This window comes from Bradyrhizobium sp. 63_E2_N1_3, assembly GCF_052076005.1.
GTDB classification, from domain to species: Bacteria; Pseudomonadota; Alphaproteobacteria; order Rhizobiales; family Xanthobacteraceae; genus Bradyrhizobium; species Bradyrhizobium barranii.
This window is the reverse complement of sequence record NZ_CP197235.1, coordinates 1,181,719-1,199,482: the sequence shown is the minus strand read 5'-3', so window position 1 is coordinate 1,199,482 and position 17,764 is coordinate 1,181,719. Positions and strand designations below refer to the sequence as shown.

Genomic DNA, 17,764 nt, shown 5'->3' with positions numbered 1-17,764 from the left:
TACAGTTATTAGATCAGAACAAGGGGGGTTTGGTCGTCGCGCGTCAGGCGATGGCCGCAATGTATCGCTGCACGGACGCCGCGAATGCGGCCTTGGCACCGGAGGCGATGTTGCGGCCCCACCAGGCGCCGTAGATGCGGTCAAAGGCGAGCGGCTCCACAGCGGCTGCGATCCGCCGCACCGCGGCGGCGTTGAGTGGCATGTAGTTCGGATAGGAGTACATGAAGCTGACGAAGCGGCGGTCCATCGCCACCTGCGCGATGTCGCCCGTGAGCAGCGCGCCCTCGGCATCCGCACCGCGCGCATGGTGCAGCATGGTGGCGCCCGCGAAATGACCGCCGGTGCGCAGCAGCAGCACATCGTCGGAGATGCGCTGCTGATCGCCGGTCCAGTGCACGATGGCGGGATGCGGCCGCATCACCCACTGGCGGTCATCAGCATGGAGATAGACCGGCACGCCGCCGAACGCCTCGCTCCAGTCGGCAAACGCGCCGTAGAAGTGTGGATGCGAGATCGCGATCGCCTTCAGCCCGCCAAGCGAGCGCACATGCGCGATAGCTTCCGACGTCGCTAGCGGGACGCAGTCCCACATCAGACAGCCGTCGCCGAGCGGCACCAACAGCGCGCGCTGGCCGATGGCGAAGCTCGGCTCGGACCCGACGCCGGTGAGGCCGAAATCGTCCCGCCAGGCAAGGCGGTGCCGTTCCGCCAACGCTTCGCGTGTGAGGAAGGTTTGGCCCTTCCAGTTCACGAACTGCCGCTCGTCCTCGCAGATCGGACAGGATGCGGGCGGATTTCCGCTGTCTGAAAATTGCGCGCCGCAGGTTTCGCAGGTCCAGAGGGGCATGGCCGTGATCCAGAAGAAGAAGGGGACACCCACGAGATGACGCCGTGGCCCTCCCATCGCAAGTGCGGAGGAACCAACCCGGCTAGCACATGTTACTTTCCGGTCCGCCCCGGCGCCATTGGCCGGTCATGTCAGCCCGTCTTGTCAGCCCTGCTTGTGCAAGACCATTTGCGCCGGCAGTCGCTCAACGTCCCGATGGCATCGCGCTCCCCTCCCCGCCTCTGTCGGGCTATCTCGACTACACGTTCGGCTATGTCGCCGTGTTCGCGCTGGCGGCCATGTTCGGCGCCATCGCGATCGCCTGCGTGCTGATGATCCCCGCAAAGGCGATCGACGATCGACGATCGCGCCGCGCGCGGCTGCAAGGAGGATGATCCCGACAGCGCGCCGGATGCGTTCACCATGCTGCTCAAGCACCGGGCGCTGCTCGTGCTGGCGCTCGCGCTCGCGCTTTTTCATCTCGGCACACCGGGCTGCGGCACCAGGTCGCGGTCACAGCGCGTCATCGCGAGTGGCTTATCACGCAATCCGGCGCTTTTGCGGTTGCGGAGCACCGGCCCGACGATACAACCTGCCGTAAATCGCCAACTAACCTGCCCTTCCCGATCGATGATCCAGCCTCAACTCTCATTCGATGGCGACCCGAATGGCCAGGCCTATGAAAGATGGCGCGAGCAGTTTTGCCGCCAGGTCGCCGACGTCGATTTCGTTCCGATCGGGGAAGGACGTGTTCACCGGACCATTTCGCCGGCTATTCTTCCGCGCCTCCGACTCTCGGCCTCGTTCGGCACGCCGATGTCCTTCGTATCGCTGGGGACGAACGACGAATTGGTGATCACGATGTCGCCGAATTCGGCGCTGAGCGGGGCCATGGGACGACGTCCGCTGGAGGTCGCCGCCGGCGACGTCACGATCGGCGACCCCTCGATCAAGGGCGCCCATATCACCCAGACGACGCACGGCAACTTCCAGACCGCGCTACTGCCGCGCAAGGCGCTGCTGCGCGCGTGCCCGAATGCCGAGGACCTGATCGCGCAGTCGATCCCCGGCGCCAATCCGATCACCTCGATGTTCCTGCGATATTATGATCTCGCGCACACTTATGCCGACAAGCTCGCGCCCGCGGAGCTCGATGCGGTCTCGCAGCATTTGTTCGACCTCTCCGTGCTGATGATCGGAGCGCGCGGCGATGTCGCCGAGCAAGCTCGCATGCGCGGCCTTGCGGCGGCGCGTCTCGAAACCCTCAAATCCGACATCCTGGCCCAGCTCGACAACCCCGCGCTGTCGCTCACCGTCCTTTCAGCCGCGCACCGGATCAGCCCGCGCACGATTCAGTTGATGTTCGAGCAGGCCGGCATCACCTATAGCGGCTTCGTGCTGGAGCAGCGGCTGCTGCGCGCCGAGCGGCTGCTTCGAAATCCAAACCTGCGCGCGCGCAAGATCATCGAGATCGCGCACCTCGCCGGCTTTCACGACGTCTCCTACTTCCATCGCGCATTCCGCCGCCGCTTCGGACGGACGCCCGACGACGTCAGGAAGCTTTCTGGCGAGATGGGCTAAGGAAACTCAACCACGATCTTGCCGAAGTGACCGCCCTGCTGCATCAGCCGCAACGCGTCCGGCACGGCATCGAAGCCGAACGCACGGTCGATGACCGGCTTCATGCCATTGCGGCCGATCGCGGCCGTCATCCCCTCGAACATCCGACGGCTGCCGACTGACAAGCCGATGACGTGCAGGTTCTTGGAGAACAGGCTCGGTATCGCGATCTGCTGCGAGAAGCCGGTGAGCACGCCGATCACCAGAATGTTGCCACCGACCCTGATAGCCTCGAGCGACTGTGCAAAGGTATCCTTGCCGCCGACCTCGACGACGTGGTCGACGCCGACGCCGGTCCAGTCGGCCGCCGCCTTGCCCCATTCCGGCACCGTACGATAATTGATGGTGTGGTCGGCGCCGAGCGTTTTGGCACGTTCGAGCTTCTCGTCGCTCGACGACGTCACGATCACGCTCGCGCCGGCGAGCTTTGCGAATTGCAGCGCGAAGATCGAGACACCGCCGGTGCCCTGCACCAGCACGGTGTCACCAGGTTTCACCTTGGCCTCTTCGAACTGCGCGCGCCACGCCGTGAGGCCGGCGCAGGGCAGCGTCGCCGCTTCCAGGAATGAAAGGTGCGATGGAATGCGGCTGACGCCCTCGGCATCGAGCAGCATCACCTCCTGCAACACGCCCGGCCGCGTGCCGCCGAGCGCATAGCGGCGGCTGGTCGCCGATACCTTTCCGTCGATCCAGGACTGGAAGAACATCGGACAGACGCGATCGCCAACCGCGACGCGGGCAACGCCGTCGCCGACCGCGATGACTTCGCCGGCACCATCCGAGAACGGGATCAGCGGCAATCGTGAGACGCCGCCCTTGCCCTGCACCGTGAGCAGATCACGATAGTTGAGCGATGCCGCCTTCATCCGCACCGCGACCTGGCCGGGGCCAGGCGTGGGCTCGGGCAGATCGACCAGCTCCAGCCCCTCGATCGACCAGTCGCGCTCGACCTGCCAGACCTTCATGGCGACCGCTCCGTGCTTACGCCCCAAAATTCTTCTGGATCGCCTTGTCGAGCGTCTCGCCGCCGACGAAGCGTTGGCGCAATTCGCGCTTGAGCAGCTTGCCGCTCGGGTTCTTCGGCAGGCTGTCGACGAAGATGACGCGCTTGGGCACCTTGAAATGCGCCATCTGGCCGGCGCAGTGCTTGATGACGGCGTCCTCCTCCAGCGTCTCGCCGGTCTTGACCACGACGATCGCGGTCACCGCCTCGATCCAGCGCGGATCGGGCAGGCCAACCACGGCAACCTCGGAGACCGCAGGGATGCGGTAGACCATCTCCTCGACCTCGCGACTCGCGACATTCTCGCCACCGGTCTTGATCATGTCCTTGACGCGGTCGACCACAGTGATGTGGCCCTCGGCATCGACGGTGGCGAGATCGCCGGAGTGAAACCAGCCGCCGGTGAAGGCCGCCGCGGTCTTCACGGGGTCATTATAATAGCCGGAGAGAAGATGCGGCGAGCGGTGCACGATCTCCCCGACCTCGGCGACTTTCACGTCTTCCATCGCCGTGTTGACCACGCGCGTCTCGACGTTGAGCACGGGCTTGCCGGCCGAACCGGCCTTGCGCAGCTGGTCCTCGGGCCGCAGCACGGTCGCGAGTGGCGCGATCTCGGTCTGGCCGTAGAAATTCCAGAATTTGACATTGGGCAGGCGGCGCTGAAGTTCGAGCAGCACCTCCACCGGCATGATCGAGGCGCCATAATAGCCCTTCTGAAGCGTCGACAGATCGGTCTTGTCGAAGTTCGGCGAGCGCAGCATCGCGATCCAGATCGTCGGCGGCGCGAAGAAGGACGTGATCTTGTGCGCCTGGATCAGCGCCAGGATATTGTCGGCGGTCGGTTTGCCCGTGATCACGCCGGAGGCACCGAGATAGATCTGCGGCCCCAGGAAGACGTCGAGCTGGGCGCAGTGATAGAGCGGCAGCGCGTGCAGGAACTTGTCGTCCGCGCTCATGCCGCCGTCGATGATGCAGCTCACGTACTGCCACATCACGGCTTCATGGGTCAGCATCGCGCCCTTGGGCAGCGATTCCGTGCCGCTGGTGTAGACGATCTGTGCGAGATCGCGGCTGTCGACGGAGGCCTCCAGGAACGACCCGTCGGGGCTGAGGAGATCGTCGAAATTGGTGAGGCCCGCGGGCGCGGATGCCGGATCCTCGCCCGGCAGCCAGATCATCTTCTCGACCTCGCAATCCCTGGCGCTTGCGGCCTTTGCCGGCTCGACGAAATCGGGGCCGGTCGCAAGCAGCTTCGCGCCGGAGCTTTTCAGGATGAAATTGATCTCATCCGGGTTGAGCATGAAATTGATCGGCACCAGCACCGCACCGATCCGCGCCAGCGCGAAGCGCAACGCCGCAAACGCGTGCGAATTGCGTGAGAGCACGGCAACGCGATCGCCCTTGCTGACGCCGAGACCGAGCAGGCCGCGTCCGAGCCGGTTGCAGATCGCGTCCATCTCGGCAAACGTCCAGCTGACATGGCCGCAGCTCACTGCGAGCTTGTTCGGCTCGCGGACTGCCGAGCGGCGCAAGAGATCGCCGATGGAATGCTCGCGCGCTTTCGAGATGGTAGCCGCGATGTCGCCGGTCATGTGTTCCTCCGTGTAACGTCTTTGTTTGTTGGATTTCTTGGCTGAAATCTTGCGTCTTCATCAGGCGCCTATCTGCGCCGGGCCGCCTGGGCGTGCTCCATGTACATGTGCTCGACCGACCGATCGAGCGAGGCGATTTTCTCGAAACCGCGCCGCCAGTCCTGCAAGTGCCGGCGCGTCCAGAGCACGCCCGCCTCGCGGTCGCGGCGGCGGATTGCGTCGATCAGATGGCGATGCGCGGCGACGAGGCGTGGGCCGCCTTCGGCAACGCCGGTCACGATCATCTCTGTGGTCGGATAGAACAGCTGCGCCGCCGGCTCGCGTGCGAGCTGGAGCACGCGGTTCTGCGAGGCCTTGGCGACCAGCACGTGGAATTCGGCATCGCATTCGGCAAGCGTGGCGGGATCGCCGACCACGGCCTCGCTGCGCACGAGATTGCCGGTGAGCTCGGCGAGGTTCTCTTCGGTCGCGCGCTCCACCGCGCCTTCGATGCTCGCCACCTCCAGCGTCATCGAGGCCTCGTAGAGCTCGCGGAACGTGACCTCGTGCAGCACCAGTGCGCGGCTGAGGCGGCTTGCGAGCTTGGTGTAGCGCGGCAGGCAGGCGTGCAGACGGCGCGAGGAATCGCGGCTGATCAAGCCGCCCTCCTCAAGCACGCGGATGCCTTCGCGAATGGTCGAGCGGTTGACACCGAACTGGCGCACCAGATCATGCTCGGTGCCGATGGGATCGCCGGGCTTGATGCGCCCATTGACGATCTCGCGCTCGATGGCGTCGGCGACTTTCTGATAGGCCGGCGCGACCTCGATCGGACGGAAGAGCGGCGAAATCGGCACGGTAACCCCCAATGGCGTTTGTCCGACAAACTATAGGATCGCCCCGAAGACGCGTCAAACTGCGTCATTCATGCCGCAGATGCAGCAAATTGACTCCTTGGGAACCTCGCTCTAACTTTGTCGGACAAAGGGACAGAATAGTCCCGTACAAGAGGAAACGTATCCATGAGACCTATCGCAGCACTCGTGTCTGCGGCCGGCTTGCTGTCGGCTGCCCTGATCGTCCCCGCCTCCGCCCAGCAGACCCCGCTCAAGATCGGCGTGCTCTCCGACTTCTCCTCGGTCTATTCCGACATCGGCGGCCAGGGGAATGTCGAAGCCACCAAGATGGCGATCGAGGATTTTGGCGGCCAGATGTTCGGCAAGCCGATCGAGATGGTCGCAGCCGACGTGCTCAACAAGCCCGACGTCGCCTCCACCATCGCGCGAAAGTGGTGGGAGACCGAGGGCGTCGACATGATCATCGACCTGCCCACTTCCGCCACCGCGCTCGCGGTGATGGAGCTGTCGAAGCAGTACGAGAAGGTGATGATCGTGACCGATGCGGCAAGCTCCGACATCACCGGCAAATCCTGCTCGCCCTACACCGCGCACTGGACCTATGACACCTATTCCAACGCCCACACCGTCGGCAGCGCCATCGTCAAGAACGGCGGCGACAGCTGGTTCTTCCTCACCGCGGACTACGTGTTCGGTCATTCGATCGAGCGCGACACCGGCGATGTGGTGAAGGCAGCCGGCGGCAAGGTGCTCGGCAGCGTCAAGCATCCGCTCAACACGGCCGATTTCTCGTCCTTCCTGCTTCAGGCCCAGGCCTCCAAGGCCAAGATCATCGGGCTCGCCAACGGCGGCGGCGACACCATCAACGCGATCAAGCAGGCCGGCGAGTTCGGCATCGTCGCCGGCGGCCAGAACCTGGCTGCGATCGTGATGTTCATCTCCGACGTGCACAGCCTGGGGCTCAAGCTCGCGCAGGGCCTGATCATCACCGAGGCCTATTACTGGGACCTCAATGACAAGACCCGCGCCTTCGGCAAGCGTTTCCAGGAGCGCATCAAGCGCATGCCGACGATGAACCAGGCCGCGACCTACAGCGCCACGCTGCACTACCTCAAGGCCGTGCAGGCCGCCGGCACCAAGGACACCAAGACCGTGATGGCCAAGATGCGCGAGCTGCCGGTGAAGGATGCCTTCACCGACAACGGCATCCTGCGCGAGGACGGCCGCATGGTGCACAGCATGTTCCTGTTCCAGGTGAAGAAGCCCGAGGAATCCAAGGGCCCGTGGGACTATTACAAGCTGCTCGCCGAAGTGCCGGCCGACCAGGCGTTCCGGCCGCTGAAGGACGGCGGCTGCCCGCTGGTGAAGTAACGCTGACGACCGACCTGCATCGCCTCGCGCGGTGCAGGTCCTCTAGCGGCGCCGCAAATCCGATGGGCTGTGGCCGAACTTCCTGCGGAACGCCGTGCTGAAATAGGACGAGCTGCTGAAGCCCAGCTGATAGGCAACTTCGGTAATCGACAGCGACCGCAGTTCCGGCCGCGTCAGCACGTCGTAGCAGCGCTGCAGCCGGCGATCCAAAATCCATTCGGACACCGAGACATCGGTCAGCCGAAAGAGATAATGCAGATGCCTGAGCGAGACGCCATTGCTCTTCGCAATCTTCTCCAGCGACAGATCCGCATCAGTGAGGTGCGCCTCGATCCAGGCCTTGACCGAGCGCAGGCGGGCCTGCGCAGCGCTCGCATCCTCGGAGAATTCGTCGCGCTCGCCCATGTCGAGCGCGAGCGCCAGCACGTCCATCAGCTCACCGCCCAGTCGCGTTCTCGCGGTCTCGTCCAGCGGCGCGCCTTCCGCGGCGAGCGTCGCACAGAACTCGGCGGCAATCCGGCCAAGGCCGCGGCTCGTGGCCATCGTAGTGACGACCGGCAGCCGCCCCTCGCTGAAGCGCGCCGAGAATTCCGCGCGCGGAATCTCGAGATAGAGCGATCGCACCTTGCCGACGCATTCGAGATCATAGGCTTCGGAGGCCGAGAAGATCGCGCTCACGCCGGGATTCGACAGCAGGGTCTGGCCGGCCTGGAGCACGTTGACCCGGCCCTGCTGGACGAATTCGACATAGTAGCAATCCTTGTCGAGCTTCGCGATATGCCGCTCGCGGCGCGAGATGCGCTGCTCCGACAGCAGGACGTCGGTCATCGTCACCGCGCCGAACCGTGCCTCGCGGATGAAGCCGTGATAGTCGGACCGCTCCTCGGCATTCACGTCGACATGGACGTAGACGTCGCAGATCGCGCCTTGCCACGCGGCGTAGCGTTTGGACGGCTCCAGATCGTCTGTCGAAAACACCAGGTTCATCGTCCGCCCATCCGTTGCGCCGCCATGATGAACGTCGTTTGTGCATCGCACAAGCTGGCCACGCATCGAGATTCTAGAGGGCCGCCGCCTACACGCAAGACCGTTTGCGCGGAGAAGCAAAAGCTTTGCGCTCCGGAGCAAGCCGCGCTCCGGCATGTGGCCTATGAAGAACAAAAAGCAGTCCACAAAATAGGCGGGAAACGTTCGCTTGCGTCAGGTCCAGTCAACTGCTGCACAGCTTGCCGTGCCGCCCGAATGGCGATGCCCGTGAGCAGCGCCTTGTCATCGCAAGTCACAACCCGGTTCACGCAGCCGGTCAAAACCATCGCCGATATCGAGGCGTTGGAGCAGCGGCCTTACGATTCGCTCATCCCTGCCCGCAATCTGCTCGATCTCTTCGAAGCCACGGCGCACCTGCATCCCGATCGGCCCGCACTGACGGTGCTGACCAAAGGCTCGCGCGAGCCGGGCGACGCGACGCTGACGCACCGGCAATTGCTTGCGGAGATCATCCGCGCGGCCAATCTGTTCCGGTCGCACGGGATCGGCGAGAGTGGCGGGACCGCCGCGTTCCTCTGTCCGATCCTGCCGCCACTGTTTCCCGCATTGCTCGGCGCCCAGGTCGCGGGCGTCGCCAGCTCGATCAACTATCTCCTGAACGAAGACGCAATCGCCGACCTGCTCGAGGCGCAGAACGCGACTGTGCTGGTGATCCCGGCCGAAGCGGCCGATCGCGCGATCTGGGCCAAGGCGGCCAACGTCGCGAAACGCGTCCCGTCGCTGAAGACCATTTTTGTGATGGGCGCGAACGGTCCGCTGCCTGGAGGATCTCTAAACTTCAATGAGACGGCCGCGAGCGCGCTCGGCACACTGGACTTCGCACCTTCGACCGATCGCAATGCGATCTGCGCCCTCTTCCACACCGGCGGGACCACCGGACGACCTAAGCTGGTTCGGCTGACACATGGCAACCAGATCCATGCGGCCTGGAGCTTTGCGCAGGTCCACGGACTGGATGAGCTGGACGCCGCCGTGAACGGTTTTCCGCTGTTTCACGTCGGCGGCACCATGACGCTCGGCCTGTCGATTCTCGCTGCCGGCGGTCATGTGATCATTCCCTCGCCGTACAGCCTCAGAAGTCCCGATGCGATTCGCGACTACTGGCACACGGTGGAGCGGTTTCGCGCGACCATCGTGAGCGGAGTGCCGACTTCGATTGCCGCTCTTGCCGAGGTGCCGATCGGGTCCTCCGATGTCAGCACCGTTCGCATGGCGCTCACCGGCGGGGCCGTGGCTCCCAAGGCTGTCAGCGACAGGTTTCAGGCGCGGACCGGGATTACCTTGTTCGAGACCTACGGGATGACAGAAACCGCGGCAGCGATCGCATTCAATCCCGGCCGTGGCACTCCTGTGCAAGGCAGCGTCGGCTTCAGGGCGCCGTTCGCAAAGACCAAAATCGTCGCTCTGGCCGATGCCGAACTGAAGACAGAGTGTCCGCCTCTCACCAGCGGTCTTGTCCTCGTGAGGGGACCGCAGGTGTTTCCCGGATACGTCGATCCCCAGCACGACAAGGGCGTTCTCACCGACGACCACTGGATCGTCACCGGCGACGTCGGCTATCTCACCCCGGATCAACGCCTCGTGCTGACGGGGCGCGAGAAGGACCTCATCGTACGAAGCGGTCACAACATCGACCCTGCCGCAATCGAGGACGTCGCGAACGCCTTCCCCGGTGTCCAGATGAGCTCGGCCGTCGGCATGCCCGACGCCTACGCGGGAGAGGTTCCAGTTCTCTTCGCGGTGCCCTCCCCCGGACAGACAATCGATCTGGCGCAATTGCGCGAGCATCTCGAACACAACGTCAATGAGCCTCCTGCGAGGCCGAAGCGCGTCGTCCTGCTTGAAGCTCTTCCGGTTACCGCCGTCGGGAAGATCTTCAAGCCCACGCTTCGCGATCTCGCCGTCCGGGAAAAGGTCAGGACCGAGATCGATCGCATCTTCGGCCCCGACACCGCGGCGGATATCGTCGTCGGGAAAGACGAGAAGCTCAACACAGTCGTCAGCATCTCGGTCCATTCCGGTGATCTGGATCGAACAAAGATGCTCGTCGAAAGCCTTGCAACGCTTCCACAAACCTATCGCATCGAGAACCGATCGTCCTGACGGTCGCGCAACAGCCGGGTCGAAGAAAGGCAAGACGGGGATGAAGCGCTTTCGTTTCAATCAGCAAGAGATCGTCTTCGCAGTCTTCGCGCTGCTGTTCCTTGTGTTTTCGATCTTCCTGCGCGGCTTTCTGACGCCGGACAACATGCTGACGCTGCTCCAGAACGTGGCAGTGCTCGGCATCCTCGGCCTTGCCATGGCAATCGTCGTGATCGGACGCGGCATCGACATCTCGCTGATCGCGGCCCTTGCGGTGCCGCCGGGACTGGTGCTCCAGATGGTGCAGAACGGTCATTCGCTACCGGCCTCGCTGCTGACCGCCGTCCTGCTCACGATTGCCTTTGGCCTCGTCAACGGCTGGCTGATCGCCTATGCCGAAGTCCCTTCGCTGTTTGCGACGCTGGCAACGGGCCTGTTGCTGGCCGGGCTCGGGCAGACCGCGCTGTTCCAGCTCGACGTCGTGCAATGGAGCCCGGGCATGGACGGCTTCGAGCGGCTCGGACAAGGCACCATTCTCGGCATTCCGACGTCGATCTGGATGTTCGCAATTGCCTGCATCGTGGTCGCGTTCCTGCTGCGCCAGACGCGCTGGGGCGCCTATATCTATGCGATCGGTGACAACCCCTATGCCGCGCGTGTCACCGGCATTCCCTCTCGCCCGATCATCGTCCTGCAATATGTGATCACCGCCCTGATCGGCTGCTTTGCCGGCCTCGTGATGGCGGCATCCGTCAACTCGATGCCGACCCGCATCTTCAACTCGACGCTCATCTATGACGTCATCCTGGTCGTCGTGCTTGGCGGCATCGGGCTATCAGGCGGCCGTGGCGGCGTGCTCAACGTCGTCATCGGCACGCTCGTTATCGGAACGATGCTCAACGGTATGACCATCATGGACATCTCCTACGCCGGGCAGAATCTCATCAAGGGCGTGGTGCTGCTGCTCGCCGTCATCACGGATTCCTTCCTGAATCCGCGCAACGAGGAAACGGCACAACAGGGCGACATCTGAGCGATCCAACAATAACGACAACCACAACCAAGGAGGAAGCAATGAAGCATTTCGGCAACCCGACAAAGGCAATTGTTGCCGCACTGGGTCTTGCGGCAATGACCGCGCCGGCCCTCGCCCAGCAGGGTCTGGATGAGCCGTTCCAGAAGCCGTTCAAGGAGGCGCTGGCCGGCAAGACCGTGGCCTATGTGCCGGTCGCCATGAACTTCGACCTCACGGAGGGCTGGTATGCCGGACTGAAGAAGGAGCTCGAGCCGTTCGGCGTCAAGTTCGTGATCCGCGACGCCAACTGGAATACCAACGCCGGCGCCCAGGCGGTCACCTCGCTGATCTCGGAGAAGCCGGCGGTGATGGTGGTTCATAATCCGGACGTGCAGACCTACGCCAAGCTGCTGCAGCGCGCCGAGAACGAAGGCATCTACGTCATCCAGATCAACATGGGCTCTGCCTATCGCAGCTCGGCCTTCGTCGGCGCCAATTGGGTCGAGATCGGCGAACGCCAAACCGAAGGCGTGGTCAAGGCCTGCGAGGGCAAGTCCAACAAGATCGCGATCATCCAGGGTGCGCTGTCGGCCGCCGCGAGCGCCTATACGCTGAAGGGCGTCGAGAACGTGCTCGCCAAGCATCCTGAAATCAAGGTGGTGTCGAGCCAGGCCGCCGATTGGGACGCCGCCAAGGCCAAGGCGATCACCCAAACGGTGCTGAAGCAGAATCCCGATCTCTGCGGCATCGTCGGCTTCTGGGATGGCATGGACATCGGCACGGCAGCGGCCGTCAAGGAGGCCGGCCTCACCGGCAAGGTGTTCGTGGCAACTTCGGGCGGCGGCGAGCGCAAGGGCGCGTGCGAACTGGTGAAGTCGGGCGCGTTCGATCTCAACATGAGCTACGACGTGCCGACCCAGGCCGCGCAGATGGCCGGCACCATCAAGTGGCTGCTGTCGTCGGGCGTCAAGCCCGGCTCCGTCAAGGGCTCGGAATACACGACGCTGATTCCGATCACCAAGGAGAACGCCGATAGCCAGATGGCCTGCTGGAATCTCAGCGACCTCAAGAAATAATTGTCGCGACGCAAGACCCTGGCGTCCCGGACGATCTCACGTCCGGGACGTAGTCTCGAAACTTGCAAGGTCCCGGAATGCCGATGCGCGACACTCTGACAAGCCTGCGTTACCGCTACTGGCCCGATCATCTCCTCGGTGAAATCCTGTCCAAGCGATGGACCGAGACAGCTATCCCGGTCATCCTCCTCCTGATCGTCGGCCTCGCGCTCAGCCGGTCCATCGACAATTTCCTGTCGCCGGCGAGCCTTGCCGACACCGCGCGCCAGGCTGGAGAGATCGGCTTCATTGCGCTCGGGCTGGCGCTGGTGGTCATCGTCGGCGGCATCGACCTCTCCGTCGGTTCGATCTTCGCGCTGACCGATTTCTGTGCCCTCTATCTTCTCGACGTCCTGGGCTGGCCGGTCCCGGCGGTGGTGGCGGCCACCCTGCTTTCCGGTGCGCTGCTCGGCGCCGTCAACGGCATCCTGATCGGATATTTGCGACTGCGGGCCTTCATCACCACGCTGATCACCCTGATCATCTACCGCTCGGCCTACGATCTCCTGATCCAGCGTTACTCCAACGCGATCGCGTCGGCCTTCCCCGACATTCCGTCCTGGGATTTCATCGGCAGCGGCAGCATCTTCGGCATTCCGACCGTGGCGCTCGTCTATATCGTCATCGCCATCTTCGGCCATATCTTCATGACCCGGCTGCGCCCGGGCTGGCACATCACCGCGATCGGCGGCTCGCGTCGTTCAGCTTACAATTCCGGCATTCCCGTCCGCCGCACCATCGCGCTTTGCTACGTCGCAAGCGGCGTGCTGACCAGCATTGGCGCGCTGTTCTTCGCGTCCCGGCTTGGCACCGTCGGCGGCGACATCGGCGTTGGCCTGGAGGTGATCGTGCTGACCGCGACAGTGCTCGGCGGCATCACGCTCGGCGGCGGCAAGGGCTCGGTCGCCAAATCGGCGGTCGGGGTGCTGATCGTGCTCCTGATCACCAATGGTCTGACCACCATGAACGCGCGCGGTGGCGTCAACCGGATGGCGCTTGCCGGCATCCTGCTCGTTGCTGCCATGGTCGACATCCGCTGGCAGAAGAACCGAACCCGCATCATCAGCAAGGTCTACGTGGCCCCCACCTATCACGCGCTGCCGCCACCGCCGCCGACCGAGATCGGGCAAGGCGGCCCGTTCGAGCAGAACGACAAGCTGCGCAATGTCGAGTCGATCGGCCTCGGCCGCATCGAGGCGCCGGAGGACGTCATCCTCGACCGCCACGACAATCTCTATGCGGGTTCGCGCCACGGCGACATCATGCGCTTCCTCGCGCCCGACTATCAGAAGATGGAGGTGTTCGCCCATATCGGCGGCCAACCACTCGGCATGGCCTTCGACCGCGAGGACAATCTCTACGTCTGCATCGGCGGCATGGGGCTCTATCGCATCAAGCCTGACGGCACGGTGGAAAAGGCGACCGACGAGACCAATCGCAGCATGCGTTCGGTCAATGACGACAGCCGCCTGCGGCTCGCCGACGATCTCGACATCACCGACGACGGCCTGATCTTCTTCTCGGAAGCCACCGTGCGCTACGAGATGGACGAATGGCCGATCGACGGTCTCGAAGCGCGCGGCAACGGCCGCATCATCTCTTATGACACCAAGACCGGCGTGACGCGCACGGAGCTGCGCGGCCTCAAATTCCCCAACGGCATCTGCGTCGCCAGCGACGGCCAGTCGATCCTGTTCGCCGAAACCTTCGGCTGCTCGATCAAGCGCTATTGGTTCGCAGGGTCAAAGAAGGGCAAGGTCGAGGTCGTCATGGACAATCTGCCGGGCTACCCCGATAACATCAACCTCGCCTCCGACGGCAATTACTGGCTGGCGCTGGTCGGCATGCGCAGCCCCTCGCTCGACCTCGCCTGGAAGATGCCCGGCTTCCGCCGCCGCATGGGCAAGCGCGTGCCGGTGGACGAATGGCTGTTCCCCAACATCAACACCGGCTGCGTGGTCAAGTTCAACGAGCAGGGCAAGATCGTCGAATCGTTCTGGGACCTGCGCGGCGAAAACCATCCGATGATCACCTCGATGCGCGAGCATCGCGGCTATCTCTATCTCGGCGGCATCCTCAACAACCGGATCGGCCGCTACAAGCTCGACAATGCCGATCCGAACTTCGTCCAGTACGACAAGCGATGGGGGAAGCAATCGTGATCGCGGCCGTCAGGGAGTTCGCCAACCGCTTTCTCGGGCGCGGCGACGCCACCATCACCGTACCGTCCTTCGACGGCGCATTGAAGCCCAACCAGAAGCTGGAATCCGCCGAAACCTTGCTGACATGCGAGGCGCCGGAGGATCTCGCCACCGACGGAAGCAACCTCTTCATCGCGGCGGGCCAGCGGCTGATGTCTCTGAATGACGGCACGGCATCGGAGGTCCGCAACTTCGAGCGGCCGATCTCGGCATTGTGTGCCCTCCCCGGCGGCGGCCTTGCGGTTGCGCTCGGGGGACGCGAGGTGCGGCTCTACGCAAGCCCCTCGGCCGAGCAGCCAAGCGTGACGTTTGCAGATAGCGCGTTCAATGCCGTCAACGCACTGACGCTCGCGAGCGACAACACGCTGATCGCGACGGACGGCTCGGCGACATGCGGCGTCGATGACTGGGCACGCGATTTGATGGAGCTCAATCGGAGCGGCCGGGTGTTCAGGCTCGATCCCGGCAGCAGGAGCGTGACGCCCCTCGCGCAAGGGCTGGGCCACGCCTTCGGCGCCTGCGCGTATGGCAATGGCGTGCTGGTCAGCGAGAGTTGGCGCCACCGCCTCGTCCTTGTGGCACCGGGCACATCGCCGCGAACCGTCCTTGCTCACTTGCCCGTCTATCCGTCGCGGCTGTCGAAGGCGGCGGGCGGCGGCTACTGGCTCACCGCCTTCACCGCGCGCACCCAGCTGATCGAGTTCGTGCTGCGCGAACCAGCCTACCGTAAGCGAATGATGGCCGAGATCGATCCGGCGTATTGGGTTGCGCCGCGCCTGCGCTCGGGCTTCTCGTTCAAGGAGCCGATGCAGGGTGCACACATCAAGACCATGGGCGTGATCAAGCCGTGGGCGCCGCCGCGCTCCTATGGCCTCGTCATCCGACTCGATGCAGATGGCCAGCCGCTCTATTCGCTGCACAGCCGGGTCGACGGCGCCAATCACGGTATCGTTGCGGCGATCGAGATGGGCGGCGATCTCGTCCTGATCGCCAAGGGACCGGGCCGCGTGCTGCGACTGCCGCTGTCCGGTCTTGCCGAGGAGTTCCGCTCATGAGCGACATCGCACTCTCGCTGCGCAAGGCCACAAAACTTTACGCCGGCGTGCCCGCCATCGACGGGGTCGACTTCGACCTCCGCCGCGGCGAGATCCACGCGCTGGTCGGCGAGAACGGCGCCGGCAAATCGACACTGACCAAGGTGATGGCCGGCGTGGTGACGCTGACGTCAGGGACCATGACGGTCGACGGCGCCGACGTCGCACCACGGACACCGCTGGAGGCGCGCAATCTCGGCATCGCCATGGTGTTCCAGGAAAACAGCCTGGTACCGACCATGACGGTCGCGCAGAATCTGTTTCTCGGGCAGGAGAAATTCTATAACCGCCTGCGCGGCATCTACATCGCTGCGCAGCAGTTCCTGCAATCGCTCAATTTCGACGTCACGCCGACCGCCACCGTCGGCGGCCTCGGCGCCGCCAAGAAGCAGATGGTGGAGATCGCGCGCGCGGTTTTGCACCGCGCCAAAGTCATCATCTTCGACGAGCCGACGGCGTCGCTGACGCCGGAAGAGAAGAAATACTTCTTTGACCTCGTCCGCGATCTCAAGAAGCGCGGGGTCTCGATCGTCTTCATCTCGCACGCCCTGGAAGAAGCCTTGTTGCTCGCCGACCGCATCACGGTTCTGCGCGACGGCAAGCACGTCGTCACCGACGATGCCACCAACTTCGACCGCGCGGCGATCGTGCAGGCCATGGTCGGGCGCGACCTCTCCAACACGCTCTACGGTGCGCGAAAGAGCAGCGTGCGGCCGCCCGGCGCGCGCGTGCTCACCGTGCAGAACCTGAAGATGGCACCGATGGTGAAGAACAATTCGCTGTCGGTGTTCGCGGGACAGATCACCGGCGTGTTCGGCCTCGTCGGGGCCGGCCGCACCGAAACGTTCAAGATCGTCTCCGGCGTGCTGAAGCGCGACTTCTTCCATGGCGGCGAGATCCTGCTGCACGACAAGCCGGTGCGCTACCGGGTGCCGGCGCCGGCGGTGCAGGCCGGCATCGCCTATGTGACTGAAGACCGCAAGGTCGAAGGCTTCTTCGAGACGTCCTCGATCGCACGCAACATCTATCTCGGCCTTCTGTCGAAATTTCCCAAGGGCCGCATGATGCTGTCGCGGCGAGAGAACGAGGCGATCGGCAGGACCTGGATCGAACGGCTCAAGGTTCGCGCGATCGGCAACGACGGCAAGGTGGTCGAGCTTTCCGGCGGCAATCAGCAGAAGGTCGTGATCGCCAAATCGCTGGTTCAGGAGCCCGATCTGATCATCTTCGACGAACCCACGCGCGGCGTCGACGTCGGCGCCATCGTCGAGATCCACGAGTTGATCAACCAGCTCGCCGACGAGGGCAAGGCGGTCGTGGTCATCTCATCCTACCTGCCCGAGATCATGGCGCTCTCCGACCGCATCCTGGTCTCGCGCCAGGGCAAGGTCGTGGAGGAATTCTCCGCATTGGAGGCGACGGAGGAGAGGATCATGTACGCCGCGATTCACTGAGCATGACGGTCTACGGCTTGTGCGCTTTCTGGCGCAGCGCCTCGATGAGGCGTAGCTTTAGTTCATCTGCGGCCTTCTGGTTGACGTCCTGGCCGATCTGCGCGCTCGCCTGCGCCAGCGCATCGGACTTTTCCATAAACTTCCGGCCAGCAGGCTGGGCATAGAACGCTTCGATCTGGCGCAGCTCGTCGACGGTGAAGTTTTGGGCATAGAGCGCGGCGATCTGGTCGATCATCGAGGCAAAGAACGGCGCGTAGATGTCGGAGCCCGGCGCCGTCATTGCGTCATAATCGCGCTCGATCTCAGGCCGGTCCTGTGCGACCACGGGTCTCAGCTTGAGCAGGAGCTGCGGGAGCGCCGCGCGATACTGATCTGCGATCTTCAGCGTGGCGACGAGTTTTCGTGCAGCATCCATCGCCTCGGGCGACGGCCCTTGCGCCGACGCGTTGCAGACGAGGAGCAGGAGGGCGCCGGCAATCGTCAACAAAAATCTCGACATGCATCTCTC

At 63.9% G+C, this 17,764-nt stretch carries 16 protein-coding genes; 9 read left to right on the top strand and 7 right to left on the bottom strand.

Features of this window, described 5'->3' with window-relative positions:
• Positions 1-43 precede the first annotated feature (43 nt).
• Positions 44-847: a hypothetical protein gene (locus AB7531_RS05530; protein WP_063986073.1), complete on the bottom strand. Its 804-nt coding sequence runs from the start codon at positions 845-847 to the stop codon at positions 44-46.
• A 128-nt stretch (positions 848-975) separates the two neighbouring features.
• Here AB7531_RS05530 and AB7531_RS05525 point away from each other — a divergent pair, with 128 nt between their 5' ends.
• Positions 976-1,221, top strand: coding sequence for a hypothetical protein (locus tag AB7531_RS05525; protein ID WP_063980913.1), 246 nt, complete (start codon positions 976-978; stop codon positions 1,219-1,221).
• A gap of 357 nt (positions 1,222-1,578) precedes the next feature.
• On the opposite strand, the gene AB7531_RS05520 is transcribed toward AB7531_RS05525, so the two are convergent.
• Complete coding sequence (locus AB7531_RS05520; RefSeq protein WP_245328534.1) at positions 1,579-1,719, bottom strand: hypothetical protein; 141 nt, start codon at positions 1,717-1,719, stop codon at positions 1,579-1,581.
• On the opposite strand from AB7531_RS05520, the gene AB7531_RS05515 reads away from it, so the two are divergent.
• A complete protein-coding gene (locus AB7531_RS05515; protein ID WP_245328533.1) occupies positions 1,718-2,407 on the top strand; it encodes a helix-turn-helix domain-containing protein in 690 nt (229 codons plus the stop codon). The genes AB7531_RS05520 and AB7531_RS05515 overlap by 2 nt on opposite strands.
• Here AB7531_RS05515 and AB7531_RS05510 read toward each other — a convergent pair.
• The 3 genes from AB7531_RS05510 to AB7531_RS05500 all read right to left on the bottom strand — a co-directional run bounded on the left by AB7531_RS05510 (position 2,404) and on the right by AB7531_RS05500 (position 5,877).
• On the bottom strand, positions 2,404-3,411 hold the full coding sequence (locus tag AB7531_RS05510; protein ID WP_063980911.1) for a zinc-dependent alcohol dehydrogenase family protein: 1,008 nt from the start codon (positions 3,409-3,411) through the stop codon (positions 2,404-2,406). The genes AB7531_RS05515 and AB7531_RS05510 overlap by 4 nt on opposite strands.
• 16 nt (positions 3,412-3,427) lie before the next feature.
• Positions 3,428-5,041 carry an acyl-CoA synthetase gene (locus AB7531_RS05505; protein ID WP_063980910.1) on the bottom strand — a complete coding sequence of 538 codons (1,614 nt, stop codon included), beginning with the start codon at positions 5,039-5,041 and terminating at the stop codon, positions 3,428-3,430.
• 68 nt (positions 5,042-5,109) lie between these two features.
• Entirely contained in the window at positions 5,110-5,877 is a 768-nt protein-coding gene (locus tag AB7531_RS05500; RefSeq protein ID WP_063980909.1) for a FadR/GntR family transcriptional regulator, read from the bottom strand.
• A 165-nt stretch (positions 5,878-6,042) separates the two neighbouring features.
• Here AB7531_RS05500 and AB7531_RS05495 point away from each other — a divergent pair, with 165 nt between their 5' ends.
• Positions 6,043-7,248, top strand: coding sequence for an ABC transporter substrate-binding protein (locus tag AB7531_RS05495; protein WP_085403529.1), 1,206 nt, complete (start codon positions 6,043-6,045; stop codon positions 7,246-7,248).
• 42 nt (positions 7,249-7,290) lie between these two features.
• On the opposite strand, the gene AB7531_RS05490 is transcribed toward AB7531_RS05495, so the two are convergent.
• Positions 7,291-8,235 carry a helix-turn-helix domain-containing protein gene (locus AB7531_RS05490; protein WP_063980908.1) on the bottom strand — a complete coding sequence of 315 codons (945 nt, stop codon included), beginning with the start codon at positions 8,233-8,235 and terminating at the stop codon, positions 7,291-7,293.
• Here AB7531_RS05490 and AB7531_RS05485 point away from each other — a divergent pair.
• From AB7531_RS05485 to AB7531_RS05460, 6 genes are all read left to right on the top strand, one after another.
• Complete coding sequence (locus AB7531_RS05485) at positions 8,149-10,398, top strand: AMP-binding protein (protein WP_245328635.1); 2,250 nt, start codon at positions 8,149-8,151, stop codon at positions 10,396-10,398. The two genes, AB7531_RS05490 and AB7531_RS05485, sit on opposite strands and share 87 nt — an antisense overlap.
• A gap of 40 nt (positions 10,399-10,438) precedes the next feature.
• Entirely contained in the window at positions 10,439-11,410 is a 972-nt protein-coding gene (locus AB7531_RS05480) for an ABC transporter permease (RefSeq protein ID WP_014498319.1), read from the top strand.
• 41 nt (positions 11,411-11,451) lie between these two features.
• On the top strand, positions 11,452-12,468 hold the full coding sequence (locus AB7531_RS05475) for a sugar ABC transporter substrate-binding protein (RefSeq protein WP_063980907.1): 1,017 nt from the start codon (positions 11,452-11,454) through the stop codon (positions 12,466-12,468).
• 77 nt (positions 12,469-12,545) lie between these two features.
• A complete protein-coding gene (locus AB7531_RS05470) occupies positions 12,546-14,669 on the top strand; it encodes an ABC transporter permease subunit (protein ID WP_063980906.1) in 2,124 nt (707 codons plus the stop codon).
• Positions 14,666-15,763: a hypothetical protein gene (locus tag AB7531_RS05465; RefSeq protein WP_063986071.1), complete on the top strand. Its 1,098-nt coding sequence runs from the start codon at positions 14,666-14,668 to the stop codon at positions 15,761-15,763. Before AB7531_RS05470 ends, AB7531_RS05465 begins: the two co-directional genes overlap by 4 nt.
• A complete protein-coding gene (locus tag AB7531_RS05460; RefSeq protein ID WP_283017989.1) occupies positions 15,760-17,256 on the top strand; it encodes a sugar ABC transporter ATP-binding protein in 1,497 nt (498 codons plus the stop codon). Before AB7531_RS05465 ends, AB7531_RS05460 begins: the two co-directional genes overlap by 4 nt.
• A 10-nt stretch (positions 17,257-17,266) precedes the next feature.
• Here AB7531_RS05460 and AB7531_RS05455 read toward each other — a convergent pair whose 3' ends face one another.
• On the bottom strand, positions 17,267-17,755 hold the full coding sequence (locus AB7531_RS05455) for a DUF2059 domain-containing protein (protein ID WP_283017988.1): 489 nt from the start codon (positions 17,753-17,755) through the stop codon (positions 17,267-17,269).
• Positions 17,756-17,764 lie beyond the last annotated feature (9 nt).

Coding starts and splice junctions, on each gene's coding strand:
- AB7531_RS05530 (WP_063986073.1), bottom strand. CDS start 847: ATGCCCCTCTGGACCTGCGAAACCTGCGGCGCGCAATTTTCAGACAGC.
- AB7531_RS05525 (WP_063980913.1), top strand. CDS start 976: ATGTCAGCCCGTCTTGTCAGCCCTGCTTGTGCAAGACCATTTGCGCCG.
- AB7531_RS05515 (WP_245328533.1), top strand. CDS start 1,718: ATGGGACGACGTCCGCTGGAGGTCGCCGCCGGCGACGTCACGATCGGC.
- AB7531_RS05520 (WP_245328534.1), bottom strand. CDS start 1,719: ATGGCCCCGCTCAGCGCCGAATTCGGCGACATCGTGATCACCAATTCG.
- AB7531_RS05510 (WP_063980911.1), bottom strand. CDS start 3,411: ATGAAGGTCTGGCAGGTCGAGCGCGACTGGTCGATCGAGGGGCTGGAG.
- AB7531_RS05505 (WP_063980910.1), bottom strand. CDS start 5,041: ATGACCGGCGACATCGCGGCTACCATCTCGAAAGCGCGCGAGCATTCC.
- AB7531_RS05495 (WP_085403529.1), top strand. CDS start 6,043: ATGAGACCTATCGCAGCACTCGTGTCTGCGGCCGGCTTGCTGTCGGCT.
- AB7531_RS05485 (WP_245328635.1), top strand. CDS start 8,149: ATGGACGTAGACGTCGCAGATCGCGCCTTGCCACGCGGCGTAGCGTTT.
- AB7531_RS05490 (WP_063980908.1), bottom strand. CDS start 8,235: ATGAACCTGGTGTTTTCGACAGACGATCTGGAGCCGTCCAAACGCTAC.
- AB7531_RS05480 (WP_014498319.1), top strand. CDS start 10,439: ATGAAGCGCTTTCGTTTCAATCAGCAAGAGATCGTCTTCGCAGTCTTC.
- AB7531_RS05475 (WP_063980907.1), top strand. CDS start 11,452: ATGAAGCATTTCGGCAACCCGACAAAGGCAATTGTTGCCGCACTGGGT.
- AB7531_RS05470 (WP_063980906.1), top strand. CDS start 12,546: ATGCCGATGCGCGACACTCTGACAAGCCTGCGTTACCGCTACTGGCCC.
- AB7531_RS05460 (WP_283017989.1), top strand. CDS start 15,760: ATGAGCGACATCGCACTCTCGCTGCGCAAGGCCACAAAACTTTACGCC.
- AB7531_RS05455 (WP_283017988.1), bottom strand. CDS start 17,755: ATGTCGAGATTTTTGTTGACGATTGCCGGCGCCCTCCTGCTCCTCGTC.